This window comes from Lysobacter tyrosinilyticus, assembly GCF_054779815.1.
Window position 1 is genome coordinate 1457546 of the sequence record NZ_BAAGXN010000001.1, and the last position, 16871, is coordinate 1474416.

Consider the following 16871-nt stretch of genomic DNA (forward strand, 5'->3'; position numbering starts at 1 on the left):
GAGGGCGGTCATGGCGGGATGCCGGTGGGTACCGGTAGGGCAACCATCCCGCGGTTTGGTGGGGCGGTCAAGCTGCATTGCCCTCCTCCCATCGCCCGCCGTTGGGCACACCGCTTTTGCCCCCTCCCTTTCGCCGCAGGCGAAGGGGAGGCTGGGGAGGGGTGCTTTTGCTTGTTGCTTTGGTGGGCAACAGCAACATCAAAAGCACCCCCTCCCAGCCCGCCGGCCATCGGGCATGGCCCGATGGCGTTCGTCGCAACGCGCGCCAGTGGCGCGCAATCGTCGCTCCTCACCCCCTGCGCTCCGCGCAAGGGAGGGGCAAAAAGCGTAGCCATGTCGACAAGCGCGGCGATACCCTGTGCGCCCCCTCACCAATGGAGCAACGACATGGCCTTCAAGCGTTACGCGGATGCGGTTTGGCAAGGTGACCTGCAAGCCGGCAAGGGCAACATGAGCACCCCGCAGAGCGGCCTGTTCGCCAACCAAAACTATTCCTTCAAGACCCGCTTCGGCGACGAGAAGGGCACCAATCCGGAAGAGCTGCTGGCCGCCGCGCACGCGGGCTGCTTCAGCATGGCGTTGTCGGCGGTGCTGGGTAAGTCCGGCTTCACTCCCGAAACGATCGAAACCCGCGCCGAGGCGACGATGGAGCCGGGCATGGATCCGGGTCCGACCATCACCGGCGTCAACCTGGTCGTGAACGCGAAGGTGCCGGGTATCACGGCCGAGCAGTTCCAGCAGATCGCCGAGGCCGCCAAGGCCGGCTGCGTGATCTCGCGCGCGCTGTCGGTGCCGGTGTCGCTGTCGGCCACTCTGCAGGGCTGAGTCCGGATTCCCATGCCATCGTCGGTCCGACACGCGCTCCTGCTGCACGGGGCCGGCGGTGGCGCTTGGGAATGGAATTTGTGGCGCGCCGTGCTTGCTGCTTCGGGCGTCGAGCCGGTCGCGCTGGATCTGCAGCCGACGGCAGCGGGATTGGTTGAAACCCGCTACCAGCATTACTTTGAACAAGCCAAGGCCGCGCTCGTCGCACTCCCGCAGCCGCGTGTGGTGATCGGTGCGAGCCTGGGCGGCCTGTTGGCGCTGGGATGCGCCGACGCCGCGGCTGCCCTGGTCCTGGTGAACCCGCTGCCGCCAGCGCCATGGACGGCGTCGTTGCCGTCGCGCGATTGGCCCGATGTGGTGCCGTGGCAGCGGGAGGCGCGATTGGCGTCCACGCGACGGGCCATGCCGGATTCGGACGACGCGACGGCGTTGTTCGCGTACCGCCATTGGCGTGATGAATCCGGTGCGGTGCTGCGTGCAGCGCACGCGGGCATCCCGATGGCCAGGCCTCAATGTCCGGTCCTGTGCGTCGTATCGCGGCAGGACGAAGATGTACCGCCCGCCATCACTCGCGCTCTCGCGAACGAGTGGGGCATGGACTTGATCGAAGCGGATTCGCCCAGTCACGTCGGGCCATTGCTGGGCCGTTGCGCAACGGATACGGTCGCCCGGGTCGCCACCTGGCTGTCGGCCAGGTAAATCCTCGTTTCGATGCCGGCGAAATTCAGCCTGCATTGACCGCAGCGGCTCGACGATCCGCGCACGCCATTCCGGCGTTCGGAGTCCACCATGAAGCGCACGCTCGCCTCGACCCTGGCCCTGTGCCTGGCGGCCACTACCGGTCTTGCTTCGGCGCAGACCTATCGCTCGACGGCGCCGTACTCGACGACCCAGGATCCCAATGTGCGCTACGACTATGCACGCGTGATCCGCGTCGATCCGGCATTCGATCGTTATGGCTCCGGTTATTCGACTTCGAACTCGCAGCGTTGCTACCAGCGCAACAGCGGCTACGTCCGCGGCGACGACTACTACGGCAACGATGGCTACAACCGCGACGGCTATTACCGCAACGATGGTTACAGCAACGACGGCTATTACGACCAGTACGGCAACCGCAACTCGGGTACCCGCACCGGCGCTACTGTTGCGACCGTGGTTGGCGGCGTCGTCGGTGCCGTGCTGGGCAGCAAAGTCGGCGGTGGCAGCGGAAGCACGGCTGCAGCGGCGGTGGGAGCGATGGCCGGTGGCATGGCCGGCCGGCAGATTTACGAGCACAACCAGCGCCAGCGCCAGCCCGACCGCGTCGGCACGGTGACGGTGTGCGATCCGGTGCCGGCCAATGGCAGCGGCTATTACAGCAACGACCGCGCGGTGCAAGCGTACGACGTGACCTACGAATATGCCGGGCATCAGTACACGACGCGCACCAACTATCACCCCGGCGATCGCATTCGCGTTCGCGTGGATGTTCGGGCCGAGTAACAGTCGCCGTTGCATACGAAGAAGGGGCCATGCGCCCCTTCTTCTTTTTTTCTCTCGTGGAGCCGAGCAGGCCCAGCTCTGCGGGAACAGGTCAGTTGACCCTGAGCCGCCGCGCGAACGCCGTATACAACCGCAGCGGCAGGAAGCGTTTGATCAGCACGGCGACGCGCTCGATGCCGGCGATCGTCACTTCATAGCGATCGGCTTCCACCGCACGCCAGATCTTGTCCGCGCATACCTGTGGGTCCATGCCGCCATCGATGTCGTGGTCGGACTTGCCATACGGTTCGCCGCCGGGGCCGAGCGCATTCACCGACACGTTGGTGCGGACGAAGCCTGGGCAGGCGAGAGTGAAGTGCACGCCCTTGTGACCCAGCTCGATGCGCGCGCTGTCGAAGAAGCCATGCAGCGCATGCTTGGCCGCCGCGTAGCCGGTGCGGCGCGCCATCGCGATGTAGCCGAATACCGAACTCACCACCACCACATGGCCGTGACCGCGTTCGACCCAGCCTGGTGCGAGGGCCTTGGTCAGCGCGATCGGCGCGAAGACGTCGATTTCCATCAGCCGGCGATAGGCAGGCATGCCGGTGTCGAGCATCGCGGTGCGCTGGGATATCCCGGCGTTGTTGACCAGGACGTCGATGGGGCCGAAGAAGCTGGCGGCCCGTGCGGCGAGGGCATCGGCATCGCCGAAATCGGCCAGGTCGACCGGGAGCACGGCGACGTCGCCGGGGCGCGGGCAGGCGGCGCGCACGCGTTCGAGTTCCGCTTCGCGTCGCGACGACAACACCAGTTTTGCGCCGCGTTGCGCGGCGAGTTTCGCCAGCGCCTCACCGATACCGCTGGAGGCGCCGGTGATCCAGACGACTTGGTTGGTCAGTTGGGTCATTGGGGCGCGGGTGTTCTCAGTTGGTTTGGTAGCTGTCAGTTGCCAGTGACTTTCCTTCGTCATCCCGGCGAAAGCCGGGATCCAGCCGTTGACCTGCTTCGGAAAGCTGGATCCCGGCTTTCGCCGGGATGGCGAGCAAAAGCAGCGGCTACGCAAAAAGCAGCGGCATGACGAGCAAAAGCGATACGTCGACTGGCGATCAAGCAGCCAATCACACTGTCCAATCGATCTCGCCGGTCACCACATCGCACACCCGCCCACCCGACCAGACCTCGCCATCGGCGTCCACGTGCAGGTCGATGATCGCGTCGTGGCCGACTTCGCGGCCCTGGCTGATGCGATACGCGCCTTCGGTATTGGGCAGAGCGCCCCGAGCGGCCAGCCAGGCGGCCAGGGTCGCATTCGCGGCGCCAGACGCCGCGTCCTCGAACCGCGCCGGGGCACCCACGAAGGCACGCACCGCGTAGTAGTAGACCGGGTCGGCGCTGCGGGCGTAGACGAACAGGCCCATGGTTTCGGTCGCCTGTGCCAGTTCGGCGATGGCGTCCCAGTTCGGCGTGGCCGTGCGCAGGGCGGCTTCGTTCGCGATTTCGGCCAGCCACCAGCGGCGGCCACCGTCCATCAGTACCGGTGGCAGCTCGCCCAGCGGCAGCCCGCGCAGGGCCTCTACCAGGCGCGGATCGGACGGTGAGGTGATTTCGACCACGCGCGCCCGCGGCGTGCGTACGGCGATCGTGCGGGTGCGGCCTTCGCCGACGACCTTCAGTGGCAGCACACCCGCGATGCCTTCCTGCTGCAGCAGCCCATCGCGTGGCGCGGCCAGGCCGGCTTCCATCACCGCGTGCGCGGTGCCGACGCTGGGATGGCCGGCGAAGGGCACCTCGCGGCGCGGACTGAACATGCGGATGCGGTAGCTCGCGCCGGGCTGGGTCGGCGGGAATACGAACGTCGTTTCCGGCAGGCGCGTCCACTTGGCGATGGCCTGCATGGTGGTGTCGTCCAGGCCTTCGGCGTCGAGCACGACCGCCAGGGGGTTGCCATCGCCGGGCTGGCCGGCGAAGACGTCCAGTTGCAGATAACGACGTTTCATTTGAAACAACTCTCGGAGGACGCAGGTTGAGGGGGCAAGCGGACGGCCGGTTCGACTAGAATCGCCGTCTTGTGCGCCGGTTTCGTGCCTGCGCACGGCGTTCCGGCCAGCGAGCCGGATTCTAGAGGTCCGCGGACTCGCGCGGACATTTTCTTTCCTCATCACCTAAGGACATACATCAGTGACAGCGGGAGCGACTCCCTGGGTAGTACTCAAGTTCGGCGGCACCTCCGTTTCGCGCCGCAATCGTTGGGACACCATTGGCCGCCTCGCTTCGAAACGCATGGCCGAGGACGGCGCGCGCGTGCTGGTGGTGGTGTCGGCGCTTTCGGGCGTGACCAACGAGTTGCAGGCTATTGCGAACGGTGACGGCATTGCCGCGCGCATCGCGGCGCTGGTCGAACGCCATCGCGCGTTCTGTGCGGAACTCGATCTTGACGCCGACCAGGTGCTGGGCGCACGCCTCAATGCGCTGCAGGCGCTGGGTAGCGATCCGCGCGCAGCCGAGCGCACCCTCGACTGGCAGGCCGAGGTGCTGGCGCAGGGCGAGCTGCTTTCGTCCACGCTGGGCGCGGCCTACTTGCGTTCGCAGGGGCATGATTTCGGCTGGTGCGATGCACGTGAGTGGCTCGATGCCGTGTCGTTGCCCAATGCCAGCGCGTGGGCGCAGCGGCTGTCGGTGAATTGCCGCCACAGCAGCGATGCCGCCTTCGTCGAGCGCTTTGCGACGCAACCGGCGCCGATGCTTCTGTCGCAGGGTTTCATCGCGCGTCACGGCGATGGCGGCACGGCGATTCTCGGTCGCGGCGGTTCGGATACATCGGCGGCGTACTTCGGCGCGCTGTTGAAGGCGCGACGTGTGGAGATCTGGACCGACGTGCCGGGCATGTTCACCACCAATCCGCGCGACGTGCCCGATGCACGCCTGCTGACGCGACTGGATTACGCCGAGGCGCAGGAAATCGCGACGACCGGCGCCAAGGTGCTGCACCCGCGTTCGATCGGCCCGTGCCGCGAAGCGGGCGTGCCGATGATGATCCTCGACACCGAGCGCTTCGACCTCCCGGGTACGCGCATCGACGCATCGGCGGCGACCGTCCCGGGCGTGAAGGCGATCAGTCGCCGCAACGGCATCGTGCTGGTGTCGATGGAAAGCATCGGCATGTGGCAGCAGGTCGGCTTCCTTGCCGACGTGTTCGAACGCTTCAAGCGCCACGGCCTGTCGGTCGACCTGATCGGCTCGTCGGAAACCAACGTCACCGTCTCGCTGGATCCCAGCGAGAATCTGGTGAATTCCAACGTGCTCGAAGCGCTCAGCGCCGACCTCGCCGAAGTGTGCCGGGTGAAAGTGATCGCACCGTGCGCGGCGATCACGCTGGTCGGCCGCGGCATGCGTTCGCTGCTGCACAAGCTGTCCGACGTTTGGGCGACTTTCGGCCGCGAACGCGTGCACCTGATCTCGCAGTCGTCCAACGACCTCAACCTCACCTTCGTTATCGATGAAGCCGACGCCGACGGCATGCTGCCGCAGTTGCATGCGGAGCTGATCCGCGGCGGCGCGATGCCGGTGCTCGACGCGAGCGTATTCGGCCCGAGCTGGCGCGAGATCGCGCACGGCAAGGTCGAGCGCGCATCGGCCTGGTGGGTGGGCGCGCGCGAGACGCTGCTGCAACACGCACAGGCGGGCACGCCGCGTTACGTGTACGACCTCGCCACCGTGCGCGAACGCGCGCGTGGGCTGCTGGCCGTGGAGGCCATCGATCGTTGCTTCTATGCGATCAAGGCCAATCCGAATGCCGGGATCCTGCGCACGATCGTGGGCGAAGGCTTCGGGCTGGAATGCGTGTCGCAGGCCGAACTCGACCACGTCTTCGCCACCGTTCCCAACCTCGCGCCATCGCGCGTGCTGTTCACGCCCAGCTTCGCGCCGCGCCGCGAGTACGAGGCGGCGTTCGCGCGCGGCGTCACGGTCACGCTCGACAATGTGGAAGCGCTGCAGCGTTGGCCGGACGTGTTCCGCAACCGCACGATCTGGTTGCGCCTCGACCTCGGTCATGGCGAAGGCCACCATGAGAAGGTGAAGACCGGCGGCGTCGCCGCCAAGTTCGGTCTGCCGATCACGCGCTTCGATGCCTTCCTCGCCGAGGCGCGCAAGCTCAACGTCCGCATCAGCGGCCTGCATGCGCATCTGGGCAGCGGTATCGACGATCCGCGCCACTGGCGCGGCGTGTACGCGGAGTTGGCCGGGCTGGCGGACAACGTCGGCACGGTCGAAACCATCGACATTGGTGGCGGTCTGCCGATTCCGTACACGCCCGACGCGCAGGATTTCGATCTGGTCGCCTGGCGCCAGGGACTGGACGAGATCAAGGCGGCGTATCCCCGTTACGGGCTGGTGATCGAGCCGGGCCGCTACCTCGTCGCCGAGGCCGGCGTGCTGCTGCTGGGCGTCACCCAGGTCATCGAGAAGGACGGCGTGCGCCGCGTCGGTTGCGATGCGGGCATGAATGCGCTGATTCGTCCGGCGATGTACGAGGCCTACCACGGCATCCACAACCTCACGCGGTGGGCAGACGCGAACGCATTGGCCTTCGACGTCGTCGGCCCCATCTGTGAAAGCGGAGACGTGCTCGGTCGCAGTCGCCTGTTGCCGGCGTCGACGAGCGAAGGCGATGTGCTGCTGGTGGCCGATGCCGGCGCCTACGGCATGGCGATGGCGAACACGTACAACCTGCGGGCGCTGCCGGCAGAAGACTTCATTGGATAAGGCGTAGGGCGGGTCTTGACCCGCCTTCCTGCGGCAGAAATCGGCGGGTCAAGACCCGCCCTACAGGTTCTGAAATGAGTAACTGGAAATTCCAACGCGACGCGATCAAGAGCTTCCGCTTCGTGCGTTGCACGTTCGATGCGGCCACGGGTGTCGCGCAGCTGGTGTATGCATTCGACGACGGCCCGGAGCTGATCGAGACCGTCACGATTCCCGGTGCTCCGTTCACGCTCGACGGTGAGCGTGCGGCCGCGGTCGAGCGCGCACTGCGTCTGCTGCATCTCATCGCTGGCGTGAGTTACTACAAGGCGGCGGTGCCGGAAGACATTCGCATCGATTCCTACGCGATCGATGCCGATACCGCGGCGCTGCTGGAACTGATCTACGTCAACGGCCTGGGCGAATTCGCCTATCGCAACGGCTTGAATCTGCACGGCAAGATCAACTTCCCGGTCGCAGGCGAAGCCAAGGCCGCCGCTCCGGCGCTGGGCCTGCGCGAGCAGGCGCTGGTCGCGATCGGTGGCGGCAAGGATTCGCTGGTCAGCATCGAAGCGCTGCGCAAGCTCGGTGTCGCGCAGACTGTGACCTGGGTCGGTGGTTCGCAGCTGATCCGCGCGTGCGCTGAACGCACCGGTCTGCCGACGCTCAATCTGGGGCGCGCCCTGGCGCCGCAGTTGTTCGACTACAACCGCGAAGGAGCATGGAACGGCCATATCCCGGTGACGGTGCTGAACTCGGCGATCATGACGCTGGCCGCGCTGCTGCACGGCGTCGACCAGATCGTGTTCTCCAACGAGCGCTCCGCCAGCTACGGCAGCCTTATTGAAGGCACCGGCGAAGTGAATCACCAGTGGTCCAAGGGCTGGGCGTGCGAGCAGGCGTTCGGCGACTACCTGCAGCGCCACATCGCCTCCGACCTGCATTACTACTCGCTGCTGCGACCGCTCAGCGAACTCGCCGTCGCGCGCCAGTTCGCCAAGACCGATCACTACGACGCGCACTTCAGCAGCTGCAATCGCAACTTCCACATCCTGGGCGAGCGTCCGGCCAATCGCTGGTGCGGCGTGTGCCCTAAGTGCCACTTCGTGTTCCTCGCGCTGGCACCGTTCATGCCGAAGCCGCGCCTGGTCGGGATCTTTGGCCGCAACCTGCTCGATGACCCGGCGCAGACCGCGGGTTATGACGCGCTGCTCGAATATCTGGACCACAAGCCATTCGAATGCGTCGGCGAAGGCCGTGAGTCGCGCGCGGCAATGGCTGCATTGAGCAGTCGTCCGGAGTGGCGCGAGGACGCGCTGGTCGAACGTTTCGCACGCGAGATCCGGCCGCAACTCGACGAAACCGAACTGCGTATCGAGCCGCTGCTGGTGATCGACGAGGAACATCGCATCCCCGCCAAGTTGTGGGACCGCCTGCGTGCCCAGCTCAGCGCTTGAAATCCGGCAGCTCGAAGGCCGCAAGGTCGCGTTGTGGGGCTGGGGCCGCGAAGGGCGCGCCGCCTATCGCGTCATCCGCGCGCAGCTGCCGCAGCTCGCGCTGACGCTGTTCTGCAACGCCGCGGAAGCGGCCGATGCGCAGGCCGCCGATGATGCAATGTTGTCCGTCGAGACCGACGCCAGCGGCCAGCGGCTGGGCGCGTTCGACATCGTGGTGAAGTCGCCCGGCATCAGTCCTTACAAGCCGGAAGCGATCGCGGCGGCCGAGCAGGGCACGCGTTTCATCGGCGGTACCGCGCTGTGGTTCGGCGAACACGCCGATGCGGACGGATTCGTCCGCAATGCCGTGTGCGTGACCGGTACCAAGGGCAAGAGCACCACGACCTCGCTGCTGGCGCATCTGCTGCGCGCCGGCGGGCATGTGACCGGTCTGGTCGGCAATATCGGGCTGCCGCTGCTGGAAGTGCTGGACCCGCAGCCGGCGCCGGAATATTGGGCGATCGAGCTGTCGAGTTACCAGACCGGCGACGTCGGCGCGAGCGGCGCGCGTCCCGACGTCGCAATCGCGCTGAACATCTTTCCCGAACATCTCGACTGGCACGGTTCGCACGAGCGCTACATCGCCGACAAGCTGCGTTTGTTGACGGATGCACGGCCGCGTATCGCGGTGCTCAATGCCAATGATCCGATCCTGTCGGCATTGCAGTTGCCCAACAGTGAGGTGCGCTGGTTCGGTCACGAAGCTGGCTGGCATCTGCGCGAAGACGCGTTGTATCGCGGCGACGACTTCGTGCTGGACACGGCGTCGCTGCCGCTACCCGGGCGCCATAACCGCAGCAACTTGTGTGCGGTGCTCACCGCGATCGAGGCAATGGGTCTGGATGCCGCTGCGTTGGCGCCGCATGCCGCCAGCTTCCGGCCGCTACCGAATCGTCTGCAGACCGTCGGCACGCGCGACGGCCTTACCTATGTCAACGATTCGATCAGCACCACGCCGCATGCGAGTCTGGCTGCGCTGGACCTGTTCCGCGGGAGCCGCGTGGCGATTCTCGTGGGCGGGCACGATCGTGGACTGCCGTGGGATGAATTCGCGGTCGCGATGCGCAAGTCCGCGCCTGTCGCGATCATCACCATGGGCCAGAACGGACCGCGCATCAACGAGCTGTTGAAGCCGGTCGCGCAGGACGGCGCCTTCGTCCTGAGTACCGCGACGGACCTGGCCGATGCCGTGCAACAGGCGCAAGCCGTGTTGGGGCAGGACGGCGTCGTGTTGCTGTCGCCGGGCGCGCCCAGTTATGGCGTGTATCGCGATTACGTGGCACGCGGCCGCCACTTCGCCGAACTGGCCGGTTTCGACCCAGACACCATCAGCGCGATTCCGGGGCTCGGCATCGCGTAAGGCACGTTGCCTGCGTCACTCCTGTGCTACCGCAACAACGGTGCCCTTGTTTTTCTCCTTCTCCCCGCGAAGCGGGGAGAAGGTGCCCGAAGGGCGGATGAGGGGCGCTTTGCTGTCGCTGCGACGTCCCCTCACCCTGCGTCGCTGCGCAACGCTGTCCCTCGCTCTGCCCCCGGCCTTCGCGCACAGCGCGAAGGCGTTCAGTCGGGCGTGCGCCAGTGGCGCACAAGCACCCGCCTTCACCCCGCAAGCGGGGCGAGGGAAGCAGCCAATCGTTGCCAGACCGCACGCGGCTACCATCGCGATTTCACGCGGCGACCACGATCGCTGCCTACGCTTTCGCCACTTTGCGGAGGAGCTCGTCATGCGCCGTCTTATCGCTGCCGTCCTGCTGATGTTGTCCGCTGCACCTGCCCTGGCCGCGATGCAGGCCAAGCCGGTCGAATGGAAGATCGGCAAGCAGGCCTTTGCCGGTTATGTCGTGTACGACGATGCGTCGGCGCAGAAACGGCCCGGCCTGGTCATGGTGCCCAACTGGATGGGCGTCAATGCTGGTGCCGTCGAGAAGGCCAAGCGCATCGCCGGCGACAAATACGTGATCCTGCTTGCCGACGTGTACGGCAAGGGCGTGAATCCCAAGGATCACGACGAGGCACGCAAGGCCTTGCAGTCCGCTTACGCCGCACCCGAAGGCCTCGCTACGCGTGTTGCGAAGGCCGTGGAGGTCTTGAAACAGCAGGATAAGGCGCCGCTGGATGCGAGCCGTATTGGTGCCATCGGCTTCTGCTTCGGAGGTGGTGCCGTGCTCGACCTGGCGCGCAGCGGGGCTGATGTGGCGGGCGTGGTGAGCTTCCACGGCAATCTGAAGCCCTCCGCTCATGCACAACCCGGTGGCATGAAGGCGCCGGTGCTGGTGCTCAATGGCGCCGACGATGCGAACGTGTCCGCCGAACAGCACCAGGCGTTCGTGAAGGAAATGAACGACGCGAAAGCCGACTGGCAGTTCGTCGACTTCGGCAGCACGGTGCATTGCTTCACGGAAGTCGAGGAAGAAGCGGGCGAGGGCAACTGCCGTTACAACGCCGTCGCGGCGACGCGGGCGTTTCGCATGATGGACGACTTCTTCGCCGAGCGATTCGCTGCGAAATAAGTCCCGCTTTGTAGAGCCGAGCTTGCTCGGCTGCTCTCGCATCTCAAGGCTTGAATCAGCAACAGCAAAAGCAGCGGAGCAGAGCTCCGCTCTACAAGGCAGTCTGGGCACGGCCGAACTTGCTTCGGCGCCGCTCGTTGCGGTCCACGCACCGGGCGGGCCCGGCGCTACGAATCGTCAGTAGTCGCGGCTCACCGCGTACCGCGCCAATCCACGCAGCGCCGCCGTATAGGCATTGTCACCGATGCCGGCAAGTGCGCGCTCGGCCGCCTCGGCGTATTCGTAGGCGCGGCTGCGGCTGTAGTCGAGACCGCCTGTTGCACGGATCGCCTGCAGCACGTCGGGCAGGGCGTCGGTATCGCCATGTTCCACCGCCTGGCGCAGGCGGTCACGAGTAGCTGGATCACTGTGCAGCATCGCGTGGATCAATGGCAGCGTAGCCTTGCCTTCGGCGAGATCGTCGCCGAGGTTCTTGCCGAGCGTTTCCGCGTCCGAGGCGTAATCGAGCACGTCGTCGGCGATCTGGAAGGCGTAACCCAGGTTCATGCCGTAGTCGTGCATCGCATCGCAGGTGGCCGCATCCGCACCCGACAGCAGCGCGCCCAGGCGCGTCGCCGCGGCGAACAGCACCGCGGTCTTGCGTTCGATGACGCGCAGATAGGCGGCTTCGTCCGTGTCCGGATTGCGCACGTGCAACAGCTGCAGCACTTCGCCTTCGGCGATGCGATTGGTGGTATCGGCAAGGATGCGCATGACTTCCATCTGGTCGAGTTCGACCATCAGCTGGAAGCTGCGCGAATACAGGAAGTCGCCGACCAGCACGCTGGCCGCATTGCCCCACACCGCATTGGCGGTCTTGCGGCCGCGGCGCAGGTCGGACTCGTCGACGACGTCGTCGTGCAGCAGCGTGGCGGTGTGGATGAACTCGACCACCGCGGCGAGCTGGTGCGCGTCCGGGCCACGATGTCCCAGCGCGCCGGCGGCGAGCAGCAACAGCATCGGGCGCAGGCGCTTGCCGCCGGCATTGACGATGTATTCGGCGACCTGGTTAATCAGCACCACGTCCGAGGCGAGACGGCGCCGGATCAGGGCATCGACCGACGCCATGTCGTCGCGGGCAAGGGCCTGGATGGTGGCCAGATCGGGAAGCGACGACGTCGCGGGGCGCAGGGAAGAATCGGCAGACATAGCCGGAATTATACGGGCAGCGACCGCGCCGACTGCCCGTATGGATTCAACGCCAGCGCCGGGCGTTGACGACCTTGAGAACCGTATCTGTGTAGTTCGGCCCGATTGCATAGTCGGCGCCTGAGGCCAGGGTCAGCGACAGGCCCTTGGGGCCACGCCGGCGCAGGCTGGCGACCTGTTTCAGGTTCACGATCGTGGAACGGTGCACGCGCAGGTGGACCGCGGGATCCAGCCGGGTGGACAACGAGCTGATGGTGTCCTTCAGCAGGTGCGACTTGCCGCCCGCGTGCAGCAGCACGTAATCGCCTTCCGCCGTAATTGCCTCGATGGCCTCCGCCGCGACCTTGACAATGCCATCGCGGGTGCGGACCCAGAACTCGCGCTCGTAGACCGCGCCGCTTTCGGGTGTGCCGGAGTCGCGCAGGCTCGCTATCAGCTGCTGCAGCTCGGCGAAGCGGACTTCGGCCGCACGCGCATCGAGGCGCGCTCGTGCTAGGCGCACGGCTTCGCGGAAGCGCTCGAAGGAGACCGGCTTGAGCAGGTAATCGACCGCATGCACCTCGAACGCACGCACCGCGTGTTCCTGGTAGGCGGTGACGAAGATGATTTCTGGCAGATGTTCGCCCGGCTTGAGTTCGGCGATCGCGGCGAACCCGTCCTTGACCGGCATCTGGATGTCCAGCACCGCAATGTCCGGCTTGAGTTCGCGAATGAACGCCAGCGCCTCCTTGCCGTTGCGCGCCTTCGCCACCAGCTGCGCATCGGGAATGCCGGCAACCGCCAGTTCCAGGCGATCGAGCGCGATGGGTTCGTCGTCGGCCAGCAGGATCCGGATCACGCAGCGTTTTCCAGCACCTGGTCTTCCTGCCAAGGTACACGGATCACACTGCGCCAGCCGTGCTCGAGCGGGCCGCTGTCGAGGCGCGCGTCGTCGCCATACAGGGCCGTGAGCCGCTGGCGTGCGTTGGACAGGCCGATGCCCATGCCGCCGCCGGCATTGCCGTGCGTGCTGCCGCCATCGTCCTCCACGCCGAGCACGAGTTCGCTGCCTTCGTGGCGGGCATCGATGACGATCTCGACCGGACGATCGGAGCCGCCCAGACCATATTTCAGCGCGTTTTCCACCAGCGGGAGCAGGATCAGGCTGGGCACCATCGCCTGGGTGCAATCGGCCGGGATGTCCCATGTGACCTTGAGCCGGTCGGAAAAGCGCGCCGCTTCGATTTCCAGGTACTGCTGCAGCATGCCGATTTCATCGGCGACCGTCGTCAGCTGCGAAGGCGTGCGTGCCAGCGTGTAGCGCAGGAAGCGCGACAGGCTCAGCACCATCTTCTCCGACTCGGCGGTGCGGCCAAGCACAATCAGGCCGGCGAGCGTGTTTAGCGTGTTGAAGAGGAAGTGCGGATTGATCTGCAGACGCAGGGCCAGCAGTTGCGCCTGCTGCGCGGCGTTGGTGGCGTCGGCCAGCTGCTGGTCGCGGCGGCGCACTTCGGCGTTGTTGCGCGCAGCGGCATAGAGCGCGCACCAGGCGAAGAAGTTCCACTGATAGGCCTTATAGGTCTCGCCCAGCTCCATCTGCGACATCCACCGATCCGGGTACATCGAGTAGTAGTCGGTGAAGTAGCGGAAGACGTATTCGCCCGCGAAAGTCAGCAGCAGCGATGCGGGAAAGCTCAGCACCAGCGCGTATCCCAGCAGCCGCCAGGGGCGGTCGCTATCGGCTTTCTTCAAGGCGGCATGGATCCCCAGGCACAGCGCAATCCCGATGGTGCTGGCGACGGTGCGTGCGGCCAGGCTGCCCGGTTCGATCCAGGTATCGCCCGGCATCAGACTGAGCATGGTGCGCATGACGTAGTGCATCGCCCAGACCGCCAGCGTGAGCGCTACGACGGTGCGATCCAGCGGGTCGAGCCGGCGCAGGCCGGGAAGGGCCTGCATGAGGTTGCGGGAAATGGTCATTGCACCGGTTTGTCGGTTTTGGAAGGCTCGTTCCAGACGGCACGCGCTGGCGATGTGGTGTACCCGTCGTCGCCGCGCGATGCAAGCGGACTAGTTGGCGGCGACACCGCTCGGGCGCACGGCGTGACGAATGGTTCGGGACATCCGGGGCGGGACCGCGCAACGCCAATGCCGCCAAGGCGCGGCCCCGATTGTTTCGTCGCCGCAAATGGCGGTTTCGTCGATTTTCCTGCTACTGGTCGGGGCTGGGATGCAACTCGACGAATACCTCGCGCATCCCAGCCAAGGTGGCGCTACAACCTACCTCGCCAGCCCCATCCATGCGATTCGCCAGCGATCATCAGGAGCCCGCCATGCCTGACACCTTCGTGACCGCGCACGACGCGCGATTGCCCCCCGCCCTGGCGGCGGTGGTCACTTCCCGGCCGGTCCGGCTGGTCGCGGCCTCCCGCTCGCAGCGCGTGCGCGCGCCGGCGGCGATGTTCTCGTTCTGGCTGCAGTTGCGCGGCACCGCCCAGATCAGCGCCATCGAAGGCAGCTTCACGCTGCGCGCCGGCGAGTGGATCGCGTTGGAGCGCGGGTCGATGCCGGAAGTCCAAGCGGGCGAAACCGGGTTCACCCTCGGGCTGATGCTGACCCCCGATGTCATGCACGGATCCCTGGACTCGACCGACCGCGGGTTGCTGGCCGGGCGGGGCGTCGTCCCCCTGCACGACCGTCGCGTCGCGCTGCGGCTGTGGCGCCACTGTGCCGCCACGCCCGAGGAGGCCGGCATCGCCGCGCTGATGCGGGGGCTGAAGCCGCTGCTCAAGCACTGGCAGGCGGCACAGGACGATTTCGCCGGAATGATCGAGCGCTGCCCCGGGCGCTCCTTCCACCGCAAGACCCGGATCTTTTCCCGCATCCAGAAGGCGAGGCTGTATCTGGAGGGCAACCCCCACCGCATGCTGCGGATCGAGGAGTTGATGGAAATGACCCGGTTTTCCAGCTGGTGGCTGTCCAAGACCTTCCACGCCGTCTATCAGGAAACCCTGCAGAAGGCCTCGATGCGCCTGCGCATGCAGAGGGCGAGGGATCTGCTGCAATTCAGCCAACTGTCGATCACCGAGCTCGCCGAGGCCTGCGGCTTCCATGACCCGTGCAGCTTTGCCCGGCAATTCAAGGCCTGGCACGGCGAAACCGCCTCGACCTGGCGCGCCCGGCATGAACCGGTAGCCCTGGCAACTGAACCAGTCGGGCAGGCGCTGGCCTCGCACTAGACGCCTGAAATCCCTGCAGCACACCCTGCGCCCGGCCCCCTTGGGGAGCCGGGCGTTTTTCGTGAACGTCCTGTCCCCAGGCTCAGGCCTGCGCGACGGCGCCCCCGTCTTTCCTCATTCCCGGCTCCCAGGAACCTTCTTCTGGGTGACCTTGTTCGGCAAGCTCGGCGAGATCGCGGGCGAGTGCCTTAACAAGGGTTCGCAGGTGTACGTCGAGGGCAGCATCCGCTACGACAAGTACACCGGTCAGGACGGTGTCGAACGCTACAGCACCGACATCATCGCCGACGAGATACAGATGCTCGGCGGCCGTGCCGAAGGTGCCGGCGCCGTGAATACGGTGGGGGTGGCGAATCGCGTGCGCCGCGCCCGTCGCAGCCGCAGGGCGGCGCACCGCGCCGCGAATCCGCGCCGGCCAAGGCGGCCGATTTCGGTGCCGATTTCGCGGACGACGATATCCCGTTCTGATCCAGCATCCGATGGCCGCACTTGGCGGCATCGAGTTCCCGTCCCGGCAAGCGCTGCGTCTGCCTGAATTTTTTCATGCGATCCCCGGGAGACCCCATGTGCGGGTGGCCGTCGCGGCTTTGATTGCACGCGTTGCGGGATGGCATCGCATCAAGATGATCATCGTGACTTTCGATACGCATCCTGCGCGAACCATTTTCACTGCATGCAAGTCATGCAGCGATACGCAGCCGACGCTGAAGTGCATGTGAGATCGATTTCATCGGTTGTGCTGTCGTTGCGCGCAACATGCTTGATGGGATGTCAGCGTTGCCGGGGTCACTTTGCAATCTGTGGCGTACTGCACGAATGCGAAGATCGATCACGAAATAGCATTTCGTTTCAGGATATTCATGCGCGACGTGGATGTCGCATCATGAATTCTTGCAACTTTTGTCTATTGCGCTGATCGACGACTGCTATTAGGTTAGCGCCCGCATGGAGATCATCACGAGCATGGAATGCTTTCGAAAGTTGACGTGGCCGAACACTTGTCGCAGCGATGCTGCGCACCGTCCCATGGTTCGGACGTCGCCAGTGCAGGCCATGGCCGACCGACACCGGAGTTGCCCGGACGGTCGGCGCGGCTTCGCGAAGTGCCGCGATTGTGCGCGTGGGTAGGCAAAGGGGCCGCGCGCAACGACGGTGATCCATCGGTGCACGAAACAATGATCGGGTGCCGGCGAAACGGTCGGCGATGCCCGATGCGTTCTTTCGTCGCTGCCTGACGTGCACGACGACAAATTTCCCTGTCGATCTGCACGAATCTGCAACGAACAAGCGCTTTACTCGGAGCAGGCGCCCGGTACCGCATGACGGCCATGCGGTTTCGCGGATGACCTGCCCATGAAGGATGGCGGGATGCGGCATGCCGCAGATCGCCAAGGATCGCCTCCAGTCGCCCTGCGGCCTGGAGG

General features: G+C 65.8%; 14 protein-coding genes and 1 pseudogene. 10 read left to right on the forward strand and 5 right to left on the reverse strand.

Features of this window, described 5'->3' with window-relative positions:
* Positions 1 to 387: 387 nt before the first annotated feature.
* From ACYVGK_RS06290 to ACYVGK_RS06300, 3 genes are all read left to right on the forward strand, one after another.
* Entirely contained in the window at positions 388 to 825 is a 438-nt protein-coding gene (locus tag ACYVGK_RS06290; RefSeq protein ID WP_460732389.1) for an OsmC family protein, read from the forward strand.
* A gap of 12 nt (positions 826 to 837) precedes the next feature.
* Entirely contained in the window at positions 838 to 1524 is a 687-nt protein-coding gene (locus tag ACYVGK_RS06295) for an alpha/beta fold hydrolase (protein ID WP_460732390.1), read from the forward strand.
* Between the two features lie 90 nt (positions 1525 to 1614).
* Positions 1615 to 2310 carry a glycine zipper 2TM domain-containing protein gene (locus tag ACYVGK_RS06300; protein ID WP_460732391.1) on the forward strand — a complete coding sequence of 232 codons (696 nt, stop codon included), beginning with the start codon at positions 1615 to 1617 and terminating at the stop codon, positions 2308 to 2310.
* A gap of 91 nt (positions 2311 to 2401) precedes the next feature.
* Here ACYVGK_RS06300 and ACYVGK_RS06305 read toward each other — a convergent pair whose 3' ends face one another.
* Together ACYVGK_RS06305 and ACYVGK_RS06310 are read right to left on the reverse strand one after the other, a co-directional pair.
* Positions 2402 to 3199 (reverse strand): SDR family oxidoreductase, encoded by a 798-nt coding sequence (locus ACYVGK_RS06305; RefSeq protein WP_460732392.1) that lies wholly within the window; start codon positions 3197 to 3199, stop codon positions 2402 to 2404.
* A gap of 211 nt (positions 3200 to 3410) precedes the next feature.
* Positions 3411 to 4289, reverse strand: coding sequence for a PhzF family phenazine biosynthesis protein (locus ACYVGK_RS06310; RefSeq protein ID WP_460732393.1), 879 nt, complete (start codon positions 4287 to 4289; stop codon positions 3411 to 3413).
* A 181-nt stretch (positions 4290 to 4470) separates the two neighbouring features.
* On the opposite strand from ACYVGK_RS06310, the gene ACYVGK_RS06315 reads away from it, so the two are divergent.
* The 4 genes from ACYVGK_RS06315 (at position 4471) to ACYVGK_RS06330 (ending at position 11041) form a co-directional block, all read left to right on the forward strand.
* The gene (locus ACYVGK_RS06315; RefSeq protein ID WP_460732394.1) at positions 4471 to 7056 is read left to right on the forward strand and encodes a bifunctional aspartate kinase/diaminopimelate decarboxylase; all 2586 of its coding nucleotides are present in this window, start codon (positions 4471 to 4473) and stop codon (positions 7054 to 7056) included.
* Between the two features lie 74 nt (positions 7057 to 7130).
* The gene (gene murL / locus ACYVGK_RS06320) at positions 7131 to 8492 is read left to right on the forward strand and encodes a UDP-N-acetyl-alpha-D-muramoyl-L-alanyl-L-glutamate epimerase (protein ID WP_460732395.1); all 1362 of its coding nucleotides are present in this window, start codon (positions 7131 to 7133) and stop codon (positions 8490 to 8492) included.
* The gene (gene murD / locus ACYVGK_RS06325; protein ID WP_460732396.1) at positions 8473 to 9891 is read left to right on the forward strand and encodes a UDP-N-acetylmuramoyl-L-alanine--D-glutamate ligase; all 1419 of its coding nucleotides are present in this window, start codon (positions 8473 to 8475) and stop codon (positions 9889 to 9891) included. The genes murL and murD overlap by 20 nt, the downstream gene beginning before the upstream one ends.
* A gap of 364 nt (positions 9892 to 10255) precedes the next feature.
* Positions 10256 to 11041 carry a dienelactone hydrolase family protein gene (locus tag ACYVGK_RS06330; RefSeq protein ID WP_460732397.1) on the forward strand — a complete coding sequence of 262 codons (786 nt, stop codon included), beginning with the start codon at positions 10256 to 10258 and terminating at the stop codon, positions 11039 to 11041.
* A gap of 177 nt (positions 11042 to 11218) precedes the next feature.
* Here ACYVGK_RS06330 and ACYVGK_RS06335 read toward each other — a convergent pair whose 3' ends face one another.
* Genes ACYVGK_RS06335 through ACYVGK_RS06345 form a run of 3 tightly spaced genes read right to left on the reverse strand, consistent with a single transcriptional unit; the run spans position 11219 to position 14188 of the window.
* Positions 11219 to 12229 carry a polyprenyl synthetase family protein gene (locus tag ACYVGK_RS06335; protein WP_460732398.1) on the reverse strand — a complete coding sequence of 337 codons (1011 nt, stop codon included), beginning with the start codon at positions 12227 to 12229 and terminating at the stop codon, positions 11219 to 11221.
* A gap of 46 nt (positions 12230 to 12275) precedes the next feature.
* Positions 12276 to 13067 carry a LytR/AlgR family response regulator transcription factor gene (locus tag ACYVGK_RS06340; RefSeq protein WP_460732399.1) on the reverse strand — a complete coding sequence of 264 codons (792 nt, stop codon included), beginning with the start codon at positions 13065 to 13067 and terminating at the stop codon, positions 12276 to 12278.
* Positions 13064 to 14188, reverse strand: a complete 1125-nt coding sequence (locus ACYVGK_RS06345; RefSeq protein ID WP_460732400.1) for a sensor histidine kinase — start codon at positions 14186 to 14188, stop codon at positions 13064 to 13066. The genes ACYVGK_RS06340 and ACYVGK_RS06345 overlap by 4 nt, the downstream gene beginning before the upstream one ends.
* 353 nt (positions 14189 to 14541) lie before the next feature.
* Here ACYVGK_RS06345 and ACYVGK_RS06350 point away from each other — a divergent pair, with 353 nt between their 5' ends.
* The 3 genes and pseudogenes from ACYVGK_RS06350 to ACYVGK_RS06360 all read left to right on the forward strand — a co-directional run bounded on the left by ACYVGK_RS06350 (position 14542) and on the right by ACYVGK_RS06360 (position 16166).
* Entirely contained in the window at positions 14542 to 15447 is a 906-nt protein-coding gene (locus tag ACYVGK_RS06350; protein WP_460732401.1) for a helix-turn-helix transcriptional regulator, read from the forward strand.
* Positions 15448 to 15592: 145 nt separating this feature from the next.
* A pseudogene (ssb, locus tag ACYVGK_RS06355) lies at positions 15593 to 15915 on the forward strand (single-stranded DNA-binding protein); the annotation flags it as partial.
* Positions 15916 to 15926: 11 nt separating this feature from the next.
* Positions 15927 to 16166 (forward strand): hypothetical protein, encoded by a 240-nt coding sequence (locus tag ACYVGK_RS06360; RefSeq protein WP_460732402.1) that lies wholly within the window; start codon positions 15927 to 15929, stop codon positions 16164 to 16166.
* Positions 16167 to 16871 lie beyond the last annotated feature (705 nt).